16 protein-coding genes are annotated in these 14,878 nt (G+C 70.3%); 8 read left to right on the top strand and 8 right to left on the bottom strand.

Annotated features, from left to right (window positions below):
* Positions 1-78 precede the first annotated feature (78 nt).
* From ACQPZX_RS11700 to ACQPZX_RS11715, 4 genes are all read left to right on the top strand, one after another.
* Positions 79-453: a response regulator transcription factor gene (locus ACQPZX_RS11700; RefSeq protein WP_433378445.1), complete on the top strand. Its 375-nt coding sequence runs from the start codon at positions 79-81 to the stop codon at positions 451-453.
* Positions 454-478: 25 nt separating this feature from the next.
* Complete coding sequence (locus ACQPZX_RS11705; protein WP_433378448.1) at positions 479-1,333, top strand: sensor histidine kinase; 855 nt, start codon at positions 479-481, stop codon at positions 1,331-1,333.
* A gap of 63 nt (positions 1,334-1,396) precedes the next feature.
* Positions 1,397-2,869 carry a GGDEF domain-containing protein gene (locus tag ACQPZX_RS11710; RefSeq protein WP_433378451.1) on the top strand — a complete coding sequence of 491 codons (1,473 nt, stop codon included), beginning with the start codon at positions 1,397-1,399 and terminating at the stop codon, positions 2,867-2,869.
* A 21-nt stretch (positions 2,870-2,890) separates the two neighbouring features.
* On the top strand, positions 2,891-3,520 hold the full coding sequence (locus tag ACQPZX_RS11715) for a DUF3159 domain-containing protein (RefSeq protein WP_433378454.1): 630 nt from the start codon (positions 2,891-2,893) through the stop codon (positions 3,518-3,520).
* Positions 3,521-3,566: 46 nt separating this feature from the next.
* On the opposite strand, the gene ACQPZX_RS11720 is transcribed toward ACQPZX_RS11715, so the two are convergent.
* Entirely contained in the window at positions 3,567-4,094 is a 528-nt protein-coding gene (locus ACQPZX_RS11720; protein WP_433378457.1) for a hypothetical protein, read from the bottom strand.
* Between the two features lie 654 nt (positions 4,095-4,748).
* On the opposite strand from ACQPZX_RS11720, the gene ACQPZX_RS11725 reads away from it, so the two are divergent.
* The gene (locus tag ACQPZX_RS11725; RefSeq protein ID WP_433378460.1) at positions 4,749-5,894 is read left to right on the top strand and encodes an effector-associated domain 2-containing protein; all 1,146 of its coding nucleotides are present in this window, start codon (positions 4,749-4,751) and stop codon (positions 5,892-5,894) included.
* A gap of 8 nt (positions 5,895-5,902) precedes the next feature.
* Positions 5,903-6,445 (top strand): hypothetical protein, encoded by a 543-nt coding sequence (locus ACQPZX_RS11730; RefSeq protein ID WP_433378463.1) that lies wholly within the window; start codon positions 5,903-5,905, stop codon positions 6,443-6,445.
* On the opposite strand, the gene ACQPZX_RS11735 is transcribed toward ACQPZX_RS11730, so the two are convergent.
* The 3 genes from ACQPZX_RS11735 to ACQPZX_RS11745 all read right to left on the bottom strand — a co-directional run bounded on the left by ACQPZX_RS11735 (position 6,432) and on the right by ACQPZX_RS11745 (position 10,789).
* The gene (locus ACQPZX_RS11735; protein ID WP_433378466.1) at positions 6,432-7,826 is read right to left on the bottom strand and encodes an alkaline phosphatase PhoX; all 1,395 of its coding nucleotides are present in this window, start codon (positions 7,824-7,826) and stop codon (positions 6,432-6,434) included. The two genes, ACQPZX_RS11730 and ACQPZX_RS11735, sit on opposite strands and share 14 nt — an antisense overlap.
* A 64-nt stretch (positions 7,827-7,890) precedes the next feature.
* On the bottom strand, positions 7,891-8,853 hold the full coding sequence (locus ACQPZX_RS11740) for a M15 family metallopeptidase (protein WP_433378469.1): 963 nt from the start codon (positions 8,851-8,853) through the stop codon (positions 7,891-7,893).
* A 112-nt stretch (positions 8,854-8,965) separates the two neighbouring features.
* Positions 8,966-10,789, bottom strand: a complete 1,824-nt coding sequence (locus tag ACQPZX_RS11745) for an arabinofuranosidase catalytic domain-containing protein (protein WP_433378472.1) — start codon at positions 10,787-10,789, stop codon at positions 8,966-8,968.
* A 165-nt stretch (positions 10,790-10,954) separates the two neighbouring features.
* On the opposite strand from ACQPZX_RS11745, the gene ACQPZX_RS11750 reads away from it, so the two are divergent.
* Positions 10,955-11,455 carry a GNAT family N-acetyltransferase gene (locus ACQPZX_RS11750; protein WP_433378475.1) on the top strand — a complete coding sequence of 167 codons (501 nt, stop codon included), beginning with the start codon at positions 10,955-10,957 and terminating at the stop codon, positions 11,453-11,455.
* Positions 11,456-11,566: 111 nt separating this feature from the next.
* On the opposite strand, the gene ACQPZX_RS11755 is transcribed toward ACQPZX_RS11750, so the two are convergent.
* From ACQPZX_RS11755 to ACQPZX_RS11765, 3 genes are read right to left on the bottom strand one after another with little or no spacing between them, the layout of a single operon-like run.
* Entirely contained in the window at positions 11,567-12,232 is a 666-nt protein-coding gene (locus ACQPZX_RS11755; protein ID WP_433378478.1) for a DNA alkylation repair protein, read from the bottom strand.
* A 4-nt stretch (positions 12,233-12,236) separates the two neighbouring features.
* Positions 12,237-12,653: a VOC family protein gene (locus ACQPZX_RS11760; RefSeq protein WP_433378481.1), complete on the bottom strand. Its 417-nt coding sequence runs from the start codon at positions 12,651-12,653 to the stop codon at positions 12,237-12,239.
* A gap of 37 nt (positions 12,654-12,690) precedes the next feature.
* Positions 12,691-13,134, bottom strand: coding sequence for a helix-turn-helix domain-containing protein (locus ACQPZX_RS11765; RefSeq protein ID WP_433378484.1), 444 nt, complete (start codon positions 13,132-13,134; stop codon positions 12,691-12,693).
* Between the two features lie 57 nt (positions 13,135-13,191).
* On the opposite strand from ACQPZX_RS11765, the gene ACQPZX_RS11770 reads away from it, so the two are divergent.
* Complete coding sequence (locus ACQPZX_RS11770) at positions 13,192-13,620, top strand: hypothetical protein (protein WP_433378487.1); 429 nt, start codon at positions 13,192-13,194, stop codon at positions 13,618-13,620.
* On the opposite strand, the gene ACQPZX_RS11775 is transcribed toward ACQPZX_RS11770, so the two are convergent.
* A complete protein-coding gene (locus tag ACQPZX_RS11775; protein WP_433378490.1) occupies positions 13,606-14,763 on the bottom strand; it encodes a prenyltransferase/squalene oxidase repeat-containing protein in 1,158 nt (385 codons plus the stop codon). The two genes, ACQPZX_RS11770 and ACQPZX_RS11775, sit on opposite strands and share 15 nt — an antisense overlap.
* Positions 14,764-14,878 lie beyond the last annotated feature (115 nt).

A 14,878-nucleotide genomic window follows, 5' to 3' on the forward strand; every position in this document is an offset into this window, starting at 1 on the left:
AGCGCCCGACAGGCCTCAAATATCGGGATATGGTGCCGATTGGTAGTAAAAGATGGGGCGAGCAACCGAGGAGTAGCCGTGACGGTGGTGCTGGTCGCCGACGACGACGCCGACATCCGTGACCTGGTCGCCTTCAAGCTGGAGCAGGCCGGGTTCGAGGTGATCGCTGTCGAGGACGGCCAGACCGCGCTCGAGCAGGCCCGCAGCCGGCAGCCCACGCTTGCGGTGCTCGACGTGTCGATGCCCGGCCTGTCCGGCATCGACGTCTGCCGGATGCTGCGCGCCGACCCGGCCACCAGCGGCATGCTGATCATCATGCTCACCGCCCGGGTCCAGGAGCAGGACGTCGAGGGCGGGTTCAGCGCCGGCGCCGACGACTACGTGACCAAGCCGTTCAGTCCCCGCGAGCTCGTCTCACGCATCCAAGCGCTGCTGAGCCGGGCGCGGGCCTGAGAGCGGTCCGGGAGGAATCCGGACCATGCGCAGGCTCGCCGCGTTCGCAGCCGGTCTCCTCGCCGGTGGGGTGGCGGCTGTGCTAGCGATCGGGCACGAGGCGGAGCGGATCCGCCGGGCGAGCCTGGTCAAGGACGCCGAGACCGAGCGCTCGCACCGCCGCGAGGAGGAGCTGCTGGCCCGGCTGCGCGCGCTCGACGCCGCCAAGACCGACTTCATGGCCACCGTCTCGCACGAGCTGCGCACGCCGCTGACCAGCATCTCCGGCTACGTGGAGCTGCTGCGCGACGCCGAGCCGGGCGAGCTCACCGACGCCCAGGAGCGGATGCTCGAGGTCATCGCCCGCAACGCCCGCCGCCTCCGCGAGCTGATCGAGGACATCCTCACGCTGTCGCGGATCGAGTCGGGCGGGTTCCGCAGCGAGCCGGGCGAGGTGGACCTCGCCCAGGTCGTCGAGCGGGCGCTCACCGAGATCGGCCCGGCGGCGGCCAAGGCGTCGGTCGGGCTCCACGTCGAGGTACGCGGTCCGCTGCCGCTGCGCGGGGACGGGGTGCAGCTCGATCGCGTGATGGCCAACCTGCTCGGCAACGCGGTGAAGTTCACCCCGGCCGCGGGGACCGTGACCGTGCACGCCCGGCAGGACGCCGGCGAGGCGGTGCTGGTCGTCGCCGACACCGGGATGGGCATCCCGGCCGAGGAGCAGCAGGCCCTGTTCGTGCGCTTCTTCCGGGCCACCAACGCGATCCGGCAGGCCGTCCCGGGCACCGGCCTCGGACTCGCGATCTGCCGCAAGATCGTCGACAACCACGGCGGCACGATCGACGTCGACTCCACCGAGAACGTCGGCACCACCGTCACGGTGCGCCTGCCCGCATTCTGACGAATCTCCTCATGCGCCGGAGCGCGGCGCCGATGGGCCTGCATCGGCGAACAGGGGGAGACGATGACGAGGTGGCCGCGCACGGCCGCGCCGGCCTGGCCGGTGCACGCCGGCTTCCTCCTCGCCGCGGTGACGGCCGGGACGGCGTACGCGATGGCCGGCCCGCACCTGCGCACCCTGATCTTCGCCCTCGTCACCCTCGTGCCGATCGCGACCTTCGCCGGCGCCCTCGGCACCGGCCATCTCGCCGACCGCCGGCCCTGGTTGATCGCCACCGCCGGGCTCGTGCTGCTGGCGGTGAGCTTCGCGTTCTGGTCGGACTGGGTCCCCGGGCACCATCTCGGCCGCGCCGAGGGCCGGGCCGCCGACTTCGGCATGGCCGCCGCGCACCTGCTGTTCCTGGTCGGCACCGCCGGTGTGCTGCGCCGGCACGGCGCCAACGACTTCGCCGGGCTGCTCGACGCGGCGCTCTTCGGCGTGTGCGTGGCCGGGCCGGCCTGGGCCTGGCTGATCGCGCCCCGGCTCACCCCGGCGGCCACCCCGCTCGGCTCGATGCTCGCGCTGGCCGACGTGGCGGTGCTCGCCGCGGTGCTGGGCGCGCTCGCCCGCATCGGCATGCGGGCCCGCCGGGCCGGTGGCCCGATCGCCTACCTGGTGCTGTGCTGTGCGACCACCCTCGCCGCGCACGTCACCGCGGTGTTCACCTCCTCGCATGGCAGCGCCACCCCCACCGCGGTGCTGCTGATGATGGCGTTCCTGACCATCGCGGCCGCGCCGATCCACCCGGCCGCGCCGATGGTCACCAACCCCGACCGGCCCGCCCGCGAGGTGACCGGCAACCCGCCGCTGCTCTGGATGGGCGCGGCCCTCTGCGCGAACCCGCTGATCGCGGCGATCCAGGCGGTGCGCGGCGATGCGTCGGCGAGCGTGCTGCTGCCGGTCGGCACCATGCTGGCGGTGCCGCTCGTGCTGCTGCGGCTGCGACAGATGTCGCTGTTGCGCAGCCGGGCCGAGCGCACCCTCGCCCACCACGCGCACCACGACGAGCTCACCGGGCTGCACAACCGGCGGCACGTGGTGTCGGAGATCGACCGGGCGCTCGCCGACCTGGCGAGCGGCTCGCTGGACGAGGTCACGGTGCTGCTGCTCGACCTGGACGGGTTCAAGCCCGTGAACGACCGGTACGGCCACCAGGCCGGCGACGCGGTGCTGCGGACGGTGGCGTCCCGGCTCACCGGCGCGGCCTCGGACGGCGACGTGGTGGGCCGGATCGGCGGCGACGAGTTCCTGGTCCTGCGGCGCGGGCGTGGGCCCGGCGACCTGCCTTCGCGGGCGACGGCGCTGGTACGGCTGCCGGTCGAGGCGGGGGAGGCGCCGGTGCGGGTGGGCGTGTCCTGCGGCGCGGCGACTGTGCGGCGCGGCGAGGTCGTCGATCGCGACACGCTGATCGGGCGCGCGGACGCCGCCATGTACGCCGAGAAGTCCGTGCACCGCGCCGCTGGTTCTTCCGTTCCCGAGACGGTTAGGCTGTCCTAACTTTCGGAGGACGGGGTGGGGATGGCTCAGCCGGAGTCGCTGGCGCGGTTGCTCAACGGGCGGCGGGCCGCGATCGACGCCACCCTGCCGGCGGCCGGTTTCGTGGCCGGCTGGCTCGCCGCCGGGCAGTCCATCTGGGCCGGCGCCGGGGTGGCCGTGGCCTGTGCGATCGGCGTCTCGGCCTGGCGGCTGCGATCCGGGGAGAAGCCGCGGGCCGTCCTCATCGGCTTGCTCGGCGTGTGCGTGGCGGCCCTGATCGCCCTGCGCACCGGCCGCGCCGAGGACTTCTTCCTGCTGCAGCTGTTCACCAACGCCGCGAGCGCGCTGGCCTGGGCGGTGAGCATCGTGATCCGGTGGCCGCTGCTCGGGCTGGTGGTCGGCGGCGTGCTCGGCCAGCGAACCCGGTGGCGACGCGATCCGGCGCTGCTGAAGGCGTACGGGATGGGCAGTTGGGTCTGGGTTTTGCAGTATGTCGTCCGCGTCGCCGTGTTCCTGCCGCTCTACGCCGCGGGGCAGGTGGTGGCGCTCGGTGTGGCGCGGGTGGCGCTGACCTGGCCGTTGGTGGCGGCGTGCCTGGCGGTGAGCTGGTGGGTGATCCGGCGGACGCTACCCGCGGACCACCCCGGGCTCCGGCACCCGGTCGGTGCTTGAGGCCGTCACACCCAGCAGCCGGAGCAGCTGTCGCAAACGGCGTTTCCTACTGTAAAGGGGTTTCGACGCGGTCGCGCTGGCGTCGTCGCGTACGCAGGTTGTGCAGCCAGCCGACCTCGGCGGCCAGGGTCGCGTCGCTCAGCTCGGCGCGCGCCGACTCCGCGGAGAGCGCCGCCGCTTGGCTCGGCTCGGTGCGTAGCCGGCTCAACTCCACGTGCGCGAGGCAGACCGACACGACCATCTCGAAGGTGGCCCGGTCGGTCGCCTCGATCGCGACCAGCACACGGGTGCGGACCTCCTCGGCGCCCGCGTCCGGCGGCACCCGCAGCAGCCACATGCGCTGCCGCCGCTCGCCCGTCTCGGTGATCTCGTAGCGGCGCTGCCGGGCATGCGTGGGCGAGGCCGCCGACCGCACCAGCCCGAGCCGCTCGTGCCGGGAAAGCGTCCACGCCACCCGCGAGATGTCGACCCGCTGCCCGCTGCCGAACGTGCCGGCGTGCCGCCGCTGGATGTCATGGGCCGTACCGCCGCGATCGGCGAGCAGCACAAGCAGCACGTCCCCCAGCGTTGTCATGCCGCCCTCCCCACTCCTACAAGATGTAGAAGTTAGCAGGCCCCGAACCGCTTCCGCTGGTGTAGATGGCGGTGTCGGCAAGCAAGGCCCAGCCGACGGCGGTGGCGTGGCGGATCGCCCGGTGGCTGCCCGACCATCAAGAACGTCAGCACACTCGTCACGGCGCGTATCACCATCGCAGCGACGATCGTCCGAACTGCCCACTGGCGCAGGCCGGCCGCCGGCGTCATGCGTCGGCAGGTAGAACGCTGTGTCCGCCACCACGAACCAGCTCAGCCGGCGCACGCCCGTCACCCATCGGGACGATCCGTCGGCGGCGCCGATCGCGACGACGATGCCGCCCAGGGTCAGGACTGCGGCGACGACATACTCGAGCGCGACCCAGGAACCGGCTGAGGCGAAAGGCAGCAAATCCGCGAAACCGAGCAGGGGTCCGCAGCCGAACAGCGTTGCCGGTGTCGATCCCGCACGGACCGCCACGACCGCCCCGAGCAGGGCGCCGGCCCGGTTGCCCAGGCTAACTTGAACGCGTTCAACCATGCGCTCGGCATAGAGCAGGGAAAGCTCGGGCCGGGGATTCAACCCTGTACTCGGCGATGGCCGCGTGACAGTCTGACCGTCGTGGCCGTTCATCCCGATAGGGCAGCGCGGAATATGGACACCGGCGGGCCGGATCCGGCGCTGGTCAGCATCGGTGTCGTCACGGCGATCACGGTCGAGACGCTGGCGGTCCGGGAGGTCCTCGACGATGTCGTCACGGTCCACTTCGAAGGCGACCATCATCCGTACCATCTGGGGAAGTTGCCGAGCAGCAGCGAGCTCGAGCCGCACGTCGTCGTTGTCGCACAGCAGACCCGCGACGGCACCCGCGACGCGGCCTGGCTCTGCGGGCACATGCCGCACACCTTCGAGAGCCTGCGCGCGTTCGTGATGTGCGGCATCGCGGCCGGGGTGCCGTCCGACGACCCCGCCCGGCACGTCGCGCTCGGCGACATCGTGGTGGCGACCGACGTGATCGACTACCGGCACGAGCGGCGCATCGACGGCGCCGGCGTCCTGCGCGGGGCGTCTCCGCAGCCGGGTGCCGTGTGGATGGACGCCGATCATCAGGTGCAGTCCGACGAGATGATGGGCGTCCCGCCGTGGCTGCCCCTGCTCGAGACCGCCGGGGATCCGTTCCGCCGGCCGCATCCGAACGGGCGGCCGCGCGCGCATCGCGGCCGGGTGGGCAGCGCCGACCTCCTGCTCCGCGACCGGGCGTTCCGCGACGGGCTGGCGCGGGAGCTGGGCCTGCTCGCGTTCGAGATGGAGGGCGCGGGCGTGGCGATCGGCGCGCAGCTCGGGGGCCGGTCCTGGTACATGGTCCGGGGCATCGCCGACCACGGGGACAACCTGAGGAAGAACGACACCTGGCATCCGTACGCGGCGCTGGCGGCCGCCTGTTATTTGCGGTCCGTCCTCGCCCGCTGCGCCCCGTTGCTGCCGGGACGGCACCGGCAGCGCTCCGCCGACAGCCTCGATCCGTTGAACGCGATCGCGGACGCGCTCGTCGATCTCCGCGTCATGCGCGACGAGCAGCAGCGGCGGGCCGTCCTCGATCTGCTGCCGGCGGCGATCCGGGCGCAGATCCCGGAGAACTCGATGGGCCGCCTGCATCTCATCCAGACGGTCACCACGCTCGAGCGGTACCCGCAGGGGCTCGAGGTGCTGCTCGCCGCCCTGCGGCTGACTTTGGGGGAGGGGTCACCGGAGTTCGCCGCGGCCGAGCGGGTCCTGCGGGTCAACTGGCGAAGCGAGTGACGTGACACGTGGCCGGGGATGAGGTTCCGATCATTGCCCTGCTCGCAGTCGAGTACGAGAAGCTCAAGGAGGAGCAGAGAGCCCGCATCGGCCTGCGCGACAACCTGATCTACGCGACGCTGGTGGCGATGGCGGCGGTCGTGGCGGCGTTGATGCAGTCCGGCGGGCGGACCGACTTTCTGCTGCTGTTGCCTCCGGTCACGTTTCTGCTCGGGTGGACCTACCTCGCGAACGACCAGAAGATCTCGGACATCGGGCGCTACATCCGGGAGGATCTCGGGCCGCGGCTCACCGCGCTGGCCGACGGAGAGGCGCCGGTTTTCGGCTGGGAGGCGGCGCATCGGGTGGGGCCGCGGCGGGCCGGGCGCAAGCTCATGCAACTGCTGGTCGATCTGATGGCCTTCTGCCTGGCGCCGCTCGCGGGGGTGATCGTGGCGTGGCTGGACGGGCGCCTCCCGGCGATGCTCGTGGCGCTCTCCATCGCCGAGGTGGCCCTGCTTGCGCTTCTAGCGGTTCATATCGTACGGGAGGTGGAGCTCACCGCCCGCTGAAAGGACCCGTGATCACGCAGGTCACGCCGGGGTACTGGACGTTGATGAACAGGTGCCGGCCGTCGGGGGTGAACGCGGCGCCGGCCAGCTCGCTGGCGCCGGTCGGGCCGGGCTCGGGGAAGTCCTCGGGGTTCCAGTAGTGCAGGTCGAGCGGGGCGATCACCTTGGCCAGGTTGGCGATCGTGCCGGCCGGGGTGAGCACCCGCAGCCAGTTGTCGCCGCCGGCCTCGTCCTCGCCGTCGCCGTCCTCGGCCAGCAGGATCGTGCCGCCGGGGGAGACCGCGACGGTGTCGGGCTGGTTCAGCGTCTTCGGGTTCGGCGACTCGAACAGCAGCTGCAACTTGCCGGCCGCGTGGCCGGTCGGCACGTACCGCCAGACCTGACCGTTCTCGGCGTCGCCGGCCTCGCTCGCCACGAACGTGACGCCGCCGTCCGACCAGGCCGAGCCTTCCAGGCCCAGGAAGCGGCAGCCGCCCTTCGCCCGGCCCTGCGAGTAGACCGAGCCGGGGTTGTCCTCGGCGTCCGACGGGTCGGGCTCGTCGATGTCGACCCAGTGCGCGTCGAGGACTTCGCCGACGCGCTGGCCGATCGCCGTGTCGTACTCCTTGTCGCCGGTGACGGCGAGCATCTGCAGGCGGCCGCCGGCGGCCAGGTGACCCGGCTTGCGGGGGATGAAGCGGTAGAAGCCGTCGCCGGGGTCGCCGTTGTCCTCGGTCATGTAGACGATGCCGGTGCGCGGGTCGATCGGGGCGGTCTCGTGCTCGAAGCGGCCCATCGCCTTCAGCGGCACGGGCTCGACCGGCCCGCGTGCGGTCGAGGGGATCTCGAAGACGTACCCGTGCGGCTTCTCGAAGCCGGCGCCGACGCCCTCGGTGGTCTCCTCGCAGGACAGCCACGAGCCCCACGGGGTGGCGGCGCCGCTGCAGTTGCTCAGCGTGCCGTTGAGCACGAGGAAGCTTTCCAGGAGGCGGCCGGCGGAGAGGTCGTAGAGCGAGGACGTGCAGCCGGCAGGTGCGGCGCGGTCGTACGCGTTGATCCTGCCGAGCGACTTTAAGGAGATATTCGGGATGTCGGAGTCGATCTCGTGGTTGCGGATCAGCCGGAAACGGTCCCGGCCGGCCGGGAAGACGGCTTGGCCGTCGTGGCAACGAGGCGTGGGAAGGCCGTCGCTCATCCGGGTGCCGGCCGCCCCGAAGGTCCGGTAGCTGAAGCCGGCGGGGAGTGCCAGCTCCTTGCCCGCGGGCTTCAGCGGGCCGTAGCCGTCGACCGGGACACGACCGGTGGCGGCGGAGGCCGCGGAGGGCAGGAACGCGCCGCCGAGCCCGCCACCGACGAGGCCGAGACCGGTCACCGCCAGCACTTCACGCCTGTTCATCGACATGATCACAGGCTGCGCCGCGAACCCGGCGCGGCGCAGCGTCGGCCCGATGAACAATGGGCGACGCTCAGCCGCCGGTGATCGACCAGTGCCACGGCTCCGAGGGCAGGTTGATGAAACCGTACGAGGCGGCGTGCGCGGCCAGCCATTTGAACGGGACGCTGTCCCGGCTGCTGATCGACTTTCCGCCCGAGGTCATGTCGATGGCCAGCCCGATCTCGTGCAGCGAGCGGCCGGGGATGGCGGTCGGCACCCGGCACGACGACGAGGGCGCGGTCCAGATGTCGGGGCAGCCGTTGATCACCCGCAGCTCGATCTGCCGCTGCTTGGTGCGGAAGCCGCCACCGGACAGCGCGACGCCGTCTTTCGCCGCGTCGTCGATCATGTGCTTGAACGCGTACGAGATGGTCTTGTTGACGGTGATGCCGTAGATCTGGGTGGTGTCCTCGATCGTGAACCCAGCCCGGCTCTCGGTCACGACCTGGGCGCTGATCTTCTTCGCCTTGGTGGCGGCGTTCGCGTCGTATTCGGCCTGCGCGACCTTCTGCTCGGTGTTGCGCAGCGCGACGGTGGCGGCGCGCCAGGCGTCGGAGGCCGCGGTGAGCTTGGCGGTGGTGTTGCGGTAGCGGGTCTGCGCGGTGCGCAGCGCGACGGTCGACGCGGTCAGCTCGGTCGTGCGCCGTTTGAGGGCGGCCCGGGCCTTCGCGTCGGGTTTTTTCGCCGCGGTGAGCGCGGTCGCATACCGGTTCTTGGCGATCCGCAACGCGCCGGTCGCGGTCGTGACGGCGGCCTGCGCGGTGGCCTGCGAGCGGGCGGCCTGGGTCGCGGCGGCCGAGTTCGTGACAACGGCCCGGCGCAGCTCGGGCAGCATCGTGCGCCACTTGACGAGGTCGCTCGGGTTGAGGCTGTGCCACATGAGCGACGACCAGGTCTTCGCGGTCGCCGGAGCGGCGGCGTCGGCCGGCGTGGCGACGGCGACGATCGGCGCGACGGCCAGGACGGCGGCGGCGATGGCCTGGAACTTCTTCACAACCCGTTCCTCCCCAGGAGCGTGTATGCCGGAGGCCCGCACCATTGGGGAGTGCGGGCCTCCGTTACGCCGGATGCAATCGGTCGCCGGCGCCGCTCCTGAAGAAAATCGGTCAGCTCAGGGCGAACTTCTGCGCCCCACTACCGTTGCAATCCCAGATCTGCAACCGAACGCCATTGGTCGTGGCGCCGTTCGGGGAATCCAGGCAGCGCCCCGACTGCGGGTTTCGCAGCGAGCCGTCGGCCTGCTGCTGCCACACCTGCCCGCCTACTCCGTTGCAGTCCCACAGCTCCACCTGCGTTCCGTTCGCGGTGCCGTTCCCGACGATGTCGAGGCAGCGCCCGAGCGACCGCAGCGAGCCGTTGCTGTTGCGGAACCAGTGCTGGTCGATCGCGTACGACTGGCAGTCCCACAACTGCACGGCGGTGCCGTTCCCACCGGTGTCATCCGCCGCGACGTCGATGCATTTGCCGCCCGGTCCCACGGCCGGTCCGCCGCCGTTGACCGCGAACTTCTGCGCCGCCGCGCCGTTGCAGTCCCAGATCTGCAGCCGGGTGCCATTGGCCGTGGCGCCGTTCGGCGAGTCCAGGCAGCGTCCCGACTGCGGATTGCGTAGCGAGCCGTCCGCCTGCTGAACCCAATTCTGGCCGCCGACCCCGTTGCAGTCCCACAATTCGAGTTGGGTGCCCCCGGCCGTACCGTTGCCGTTGATGTCGAGACAGCGGCCCAGCACCCGCAGCGAGTTGTCCGCGAAGTGCGCCCAGTGCTGGTCCTCGGCATAACCCTGGCAGTCCCACAGTTGCACCGCCGTGCCATTGACGCCGGTGTCGTTCGCGGCCACGTCGACGCATTTGCCGCCCGGCCCGGTGATCGTGCCCTGCGGGCCGTTCGGCACATTGGTCTGGCCCGCATAGCCGACCGAGACGATGTTCGCCTGCACCGCGTTGTCCGCGGCGTCGGTCGGATAGCCGCTGGTCATCACGCCCTCGAAGAACGTGCCCATGTTGCGGTTCGAGTTGTCGCCACCGGTGCCCAGGATGATCGACCCCTCCTGGTGCATCGGAATGTAGCCGCCGCGATTCGGGAGCGCGCCGTTCCACCACGTCGACAGGCCGCCCGACTGGGAATTGCCGCCCTTCAACGCGTACGTCGTCTGCCCGTTGTTCTTCAGAAGGGCCGTCACGAAGGCGCTGTTGTTGCCGAGGTTCGCCGTGTTGGAGCCGTTGGCGCCCTGGAACATGCCGTTCTCGAGGTCGGCCTCGACCCACGGCCCGGAGCCGGTGCAGGGCGCGAAATAGCAGGTCGTGGCGATGCTGACGGCGTCCATGTGTCCGTTCCCGGTGTCCGCGACCTGCGCCTCGGCATTGCCGTAGTCGAAGCAGCAGTCGCTGCCGACATGCGTGCCGCTGGCCACCATGTACATGCCTTCCGGCTGGCCGTTCTGCGCTACCCCGGCGCCGACATAGTGGCGATATCCGTGCTGCGGTGAGATCCAGATTCCGTACGCCTTGTGCCCGCCCGCCGTAATCGCGATCTCGCTCGCGTCGGCGGGATAGTCGGCCGGGCCCGCGGTGCCCGCCGGCGAGACCGTGAGGTCGTTGTGCCGCGCCGACTGGTCGTAGATCTTCGTGATCGAGCAGGTGGTGTTGTTGCAGAACGCGTCGTGGTCGCCCGCGTTGGCGTAGCCGCCGGCCGCGAGGAGCCCGATGTCGTGGGTGGCCCGGTCGGAGGCGCGGGTGAGCTGGTAGAGCGGGCCGTTGTAGGCGCCGAAGAGCGCGCGGACGGTGCTGTGCGCGGCCACGCAGGGGGTGCCGGCCGAGCCGTAGATGTCGCAGGGCAGCGAGGTGGCCGCGGCGGCGGTGCCGGGAAGGCCGATCAGCATGCCGAGAAGCAGGACTAGGGCCGCGCCGAGCGCGGGGAGACGATGTCTGCGCATGGGGATGTGCTCCTCATTCGGGGAACGGAGCGTGGAGACTGCGCTGACCGGCCGGGACAGGCATTGAAGTTGTTAACTGTGTTGGAAGTTACGCCCGGTGCTCGTTTGAGTCAATCTGTGCGCGAATGTTGTTTGGTTTTGTTGATATCAACGTGAGGGAGCGACGTGGATCTGACGCCGTACGCCAAGAAGCTTGTCCTTCCGGTCGGTTTCGACCCGCCTCGACGGCTCGAGTTCGACGATGTCGCCGCCCACGCGATCAGTCGCGACGACCTCGCCGCCGACGTGCGCGGCATCAACGCCAGCCTCGATCTCATCCGGGAGACGCGAGGCGGGAGCTGGCCGACCGGCCCGGTGACCGAGGACGAGAACTACGTCGACCTGGTCTGGCACGAGTGCGAGTTCCGCGACAGCAAGTCGTTCACGTTCGTGCTCGAGGCCCGCGACCGCGGCTACATCGGATGCGCCTACCTGTATCCGCTTGGCGTGCGCGCGCCGCTCACCGAGGAGCTCGCGGAGCACGACATCGACGTGAGCTGGTGGGTGACCCCGGAGGCGTACGAGGCCGGCTACTACGAGCGTGTCTTCCACGCCCTCCGGCGCTGGGTCATCACCGACTACCCCTTCACCCGGCCGCACTACTCCAACCTCCGGTTGCCGACGTGAGCCGTCGCCAGAGGAACTCCATGGTGAGGGCACCCACGGTGGCGGCCTGCTCGTTGTCGGCCGCCGCGCCGTGGCCGCCCTCGACGTCGGGGTCGCCGTACATCGGTAGCTCTACCGGTCGCCCTGGCGGCGGACCATCTCGCTGATCCAGGTGGGTGCGTACGGCGACGTGCAGTTGGGCGGCGTGGGGTAGTCCTTCAGCACCTCGAGGCGTTCGCCGATGCCGATCGCGCGGGCGCGGTGCCCGGGGTGTTCGATACCGATCTGGGCGAGGCAATGGTTCATCGCCCATTGCAGGCGATCCGGGGCGCCCTTCATCTCCGCCTCGATGGCGTCGAGCAGCCCGGCCAGGTCGAGGCCCTCGGGCTCGCGGGCCACGCGATCGGTGGTCAGCGCCCAGCCCGCGCTCGCGACCACCGGATCCGGATCGGCCGACCAGGCCCGGCGCAACTCCTCGGCGTGCGGGCTCTTCCTGACCACGTTGCTCACCAGCCAGTCGTGCACCTTGGGGGTGCGCGCCCGGCGCAACATGGCGTCCAGCTCGGCACGCTCGAACGCCTTCGGGCGGCAGATCAGGATCGCCAGCAACTTCGCGGCGGTGTCGTCCGTCTGCCAGAGCTCGCGCGCGAGATCCTGCTGCGTCTTCAGCCTTTTCGCCAGAGCGCGCAGCCGGCCGAGGTTCACGCCGTGATCGTCGCCGTGCCGCGCGTTCACGTCTCGGATCCTGGGGTCGTCGAGGGTCGCCAGCTCGGCCATCACCTCGCCCACGGTCGCCATCGGGTCAGCTTACGTTCCCCTGCTGGAGGATCCGGATGGCGTTGCCGGACGGGTCACGCAGGCCCATGTCGGTGCCGTAGAAGTGGTCGGTGGGCTCCTGCGTGAAATCGGTGAAGCCGCCCGCCTTGAGCTTCTCGTACAGCCCCCGGACGTCGTCGGTGGTGAGGACCAGGCCGTTCAGGGCGCCCTTCGCGACCAGCTCGCGCAGCTGCCCGGCGGTCGCCTCGTCGTGCAGCGGCGCGCCCGGCTGCTCCAGCGAGATCTCGGTGCCGCTGTCGCCCGGCACCCGGACGGTCAGCCAGCGGTAGTCGCCCTGCTGGACATCGTTGCCCTTCTCGAGCCCGAGCTTGTCGACGTAGAACTCCAGCGCCTCGTCCTTGTCGAGGACGTACAGGGACGTGACGCTCAACTTGGTGATCATTTCGCGTTTCTCCTCTGCCGTGAATGCGGAACGTTCATCAGGCTAGGGAACCCGCCTCGACCGGTGCTTCTCCGAAACTGCTCGATCGCGGCCCGCGCGGCCGGCTGTTCGCCATCTGGACGCAGCCCGGCACGACCACCGGCCCGTTCCCGCGCCGATAGTCCGACGGGGTCTCCCCGACGATCTCCCGGAACGTCCGGCTGAACGTCCCCAGACTGTTGAAGCCGACCTCGGTGCAGATCTCGGTCACGCTGCGCCCGGTCTCCCGCAGCAGGAACATCGACCGCTCGATCCGCCGCCGCTGCAGATACCGGTGCGGCGTCTCACCGAACGTAGTACGGAAGCAGCGGCTGAAATGCGCCGCCGAGAGGTGCGCCACGGCCGCGATGGCAGGCACATCGAGCGGCTCGGCATAGGCCCGATCGATCGCGTCGCGGGCACGCAGCAGCCGCCGGTTCAGCTCCTCGACCTCTCGGCTCACGCCGTAATGCTATGGAGACGGAGGCGAGCGGCGGGGGTACGGACGGAAAATGACCGGATGGGTGTGCCCCTCGTCTACTTCGCCCGAGCTGTCGACGGTCTGGATCGAGCCGGCGTGCTCGCCGCCGCGCAGCTGGTCGCCGACCACCTGCAGGCATCCGGCCTGCGCATGACCGATCCGGTCGAGGTGTGGACGCGTGCGGTTCGGCAGAACTCGGCAACCGACGATCCCGCCGGGCTGGTGCAATCCGATCTAGGGCTCTTACGGCGGTCCGATGGGGTTCTGATGGATATGTCCATCCGGGACCGCAACTACATCGGCTGTACGTGCGAGCTTACCTACGCCTACCTGTGGCGCATACCTTCCGTAGTGTGGGTCGGAGACACGGGCCTGGAACAGCGCCCATGGCTGCGTTATCACGCAACAGCAGTGGTGAACAGCCGCCAGGAGGCGGTCGAGGCGCTCGCTGCTCTACTGCTTGATTGACTTACGGCTGGTCATCGCCACCTGGATGCCCAGCAGGATGATCGGCACCACCAGCCCGAATCCAACCTCTTGCGCTTCGAACACGCCGGTCGCCACCAGCGCCGTTCCACCGGCGAGCAGCAGTCCGATCGCCGTGGTCGCCCAGTTGCGCCGTACCCATTCCTTTCGTGTGCGCCACCGGACGACGCCGAGGAGCCGCTGCGGCGCCACGTCCAGGTCGGTGCCGCCCTGGACGATGGCGGCCTGGGCGGACAGCGGCGTAAGAACTTGGCCGCTGCGTAGCGGCAGGCGCGCCTTCACGTCGGCGAGGGCTTCGAGGAACGGCCACACCGTCCAGACGGAGAAGGCGGCTGAGCTGTCCACGCTGGGCCAGCGTCCGTCATCCATCTGCGTGGTGGCGAGGGTGCGCACCGCGGTCGCGATGAGATCGAATCGCACAGCTCCGGCCTGGCGTACGAGCGCGGACAGTGCGTAGGGCAGACCGTGATGCCAGATCGTGTTCTCCCACATGACTGTGGACCCGTTGGCATCCACGCGTGTCACGTTGTAAATCTCCAGCCGTGCGTGATCGTCGTGCACTCTTTCCGGATTGAGGTGGCTCGCCAACCAGTCGAAACCGTCGGTCACGGCGTCCGAGGCGGCGCGATCGGATGCCGTCAATCCACTGTCGACCAGCGCCGTCAGCACATACGACGTGTGGGTCACGGTAGCGGCGTGTCGGGGGAGCTCTCCCCAAGCGTGTGACGCCGGATCTCGGGCTCCGACCAGCCACTTGGCGCCTTCGGCGATCGCCGGCGAACGGGAGTCGAGCTCTCCGAGCGCGCGTACAGCCATCGCCGTCAGCCAGACCCGTGATTCCTGGCCCTGGAACGATCCCCAACCGCCGTCGCTGTTCTGGTTATTGATCAGCCACGTTGTGGCGCGCCGAGCATCTGGTGAGGCGGCCATGAGGAGGGTCCCGGTACGTACGAGGAGGGGCGCCACCAAGGCGGTCGCCTCGGTCACCGGCTGCCCGGCGCTTGTGTTGACTGCCCAGCCGCCGTCGAGCAGCGGATCGTCGGACCGGATCTGGCGTCTCTGCAGGAACCGGAGACATTGCTGCTCGTACTCGAAGGGACGGCTGTGAACGAGAAAGCTGCTCATCCCCGTAGCGGTGGCCGACGGTCCAGGCGTGGGGGCGTCCAATCGGTGGTACCAGCCCCCGTCGTCGCCCGGCCCGCGCCGGTAGGTACGCCTCAGGAGATCAAGGCTTCGCTCC

The sequence above is a fragment of the Actinoplanes sp. CA-142083 genome, from assembly GCF_050942195.1.
Lineage (GTDB): Bacteria > Actinomycetota > Actinomycetes > Mycobacteriales > Micromonosporaceae > Actinoplanes.

Bases quoted from the DNA above. Each gene is read 5' to 3' on its own strand.
- ACQPZX_RS11710 (WP_433378451.1), top strand. From the start codon at position 1,397: ATGACGAGGTGGCCGCGCACGGCCGCGCCGGCCTGGCCGGTGCACGCC.
- ACQPZX_RS11725 (WP_433378460.1), top strand. From the start codon at position 4,749: ATGGACACCGGCGGGCCGGATCCGGCGCTGGTCAGCATCGGTGTCGTC.
- ACQPZX_RS11775 (WP_433378490.1), bottom strand. From the start codon at position 14,763: ATGAGCAGCTTTCTCGTTCACAGCCGTCCCTTCGAGTACGAGCAGCAA.
- ACQPZX_RS11760 (WP_433378481.1), bottom strand. From the start codon at position 12,653: ATGATCACCAAGTTGAGCGTCACGTCCCTGTACGTCCTCGACAAGGAC.
- ACQPZX_RS11715 (WP_433378454.1), top strand. From the start codon at position 2,891: ATGGCTCAGCCGGAGTCGCTGGCGCGGTTGCTCAACGGGCGGCGGGCC.
- ACQPZX_RS11745 (WP_433378472.1), bottom strand. From the start codon at position 10,789: ATGCGCAGACATCGTCTCCCCGCGCTCGGCGCGGCCCTAGTCCTGCTT.
- ACQPZX_RS11720 (WP_433378457.1), bottom strand. From the start codon at position 4,094: ATGACAACGCTGGGGGACGTGCTGCTTGTGCTGCTCGCCGATCGCGGC.
- ACQPZX_RS11755 (WP_433378478.1), bottom strand. From the start codon at position 12,232: ATGGCGACCGTGGGCGAGGTGATGGCCGAGCTGGCGACCCTCGACGAC.
- ACQPZX_RS11705 (WP_433378448.1), top strand. From the start codon at position 479: ATGCGCAGGCTCGCCGCGTTCGCAGCCGGTCTCCTCGCCGGTGGGGTG.
- ACQPZX_RS11770 (WP_433378487.1), top strand. From the start codon at position 13,192: ATGGGTGTGCCCCTCGTCTACTTCGCCCGAGCTGTCGACGGTCTGGAT.
- ACQPZX_RS11735 (WP_433378466.1), bottom strand. From the start codon at position 7,826: ATGTCGATGAACAGGCGTGAAGTGCTGGCGGTGACCGGTCTCGGCCTC.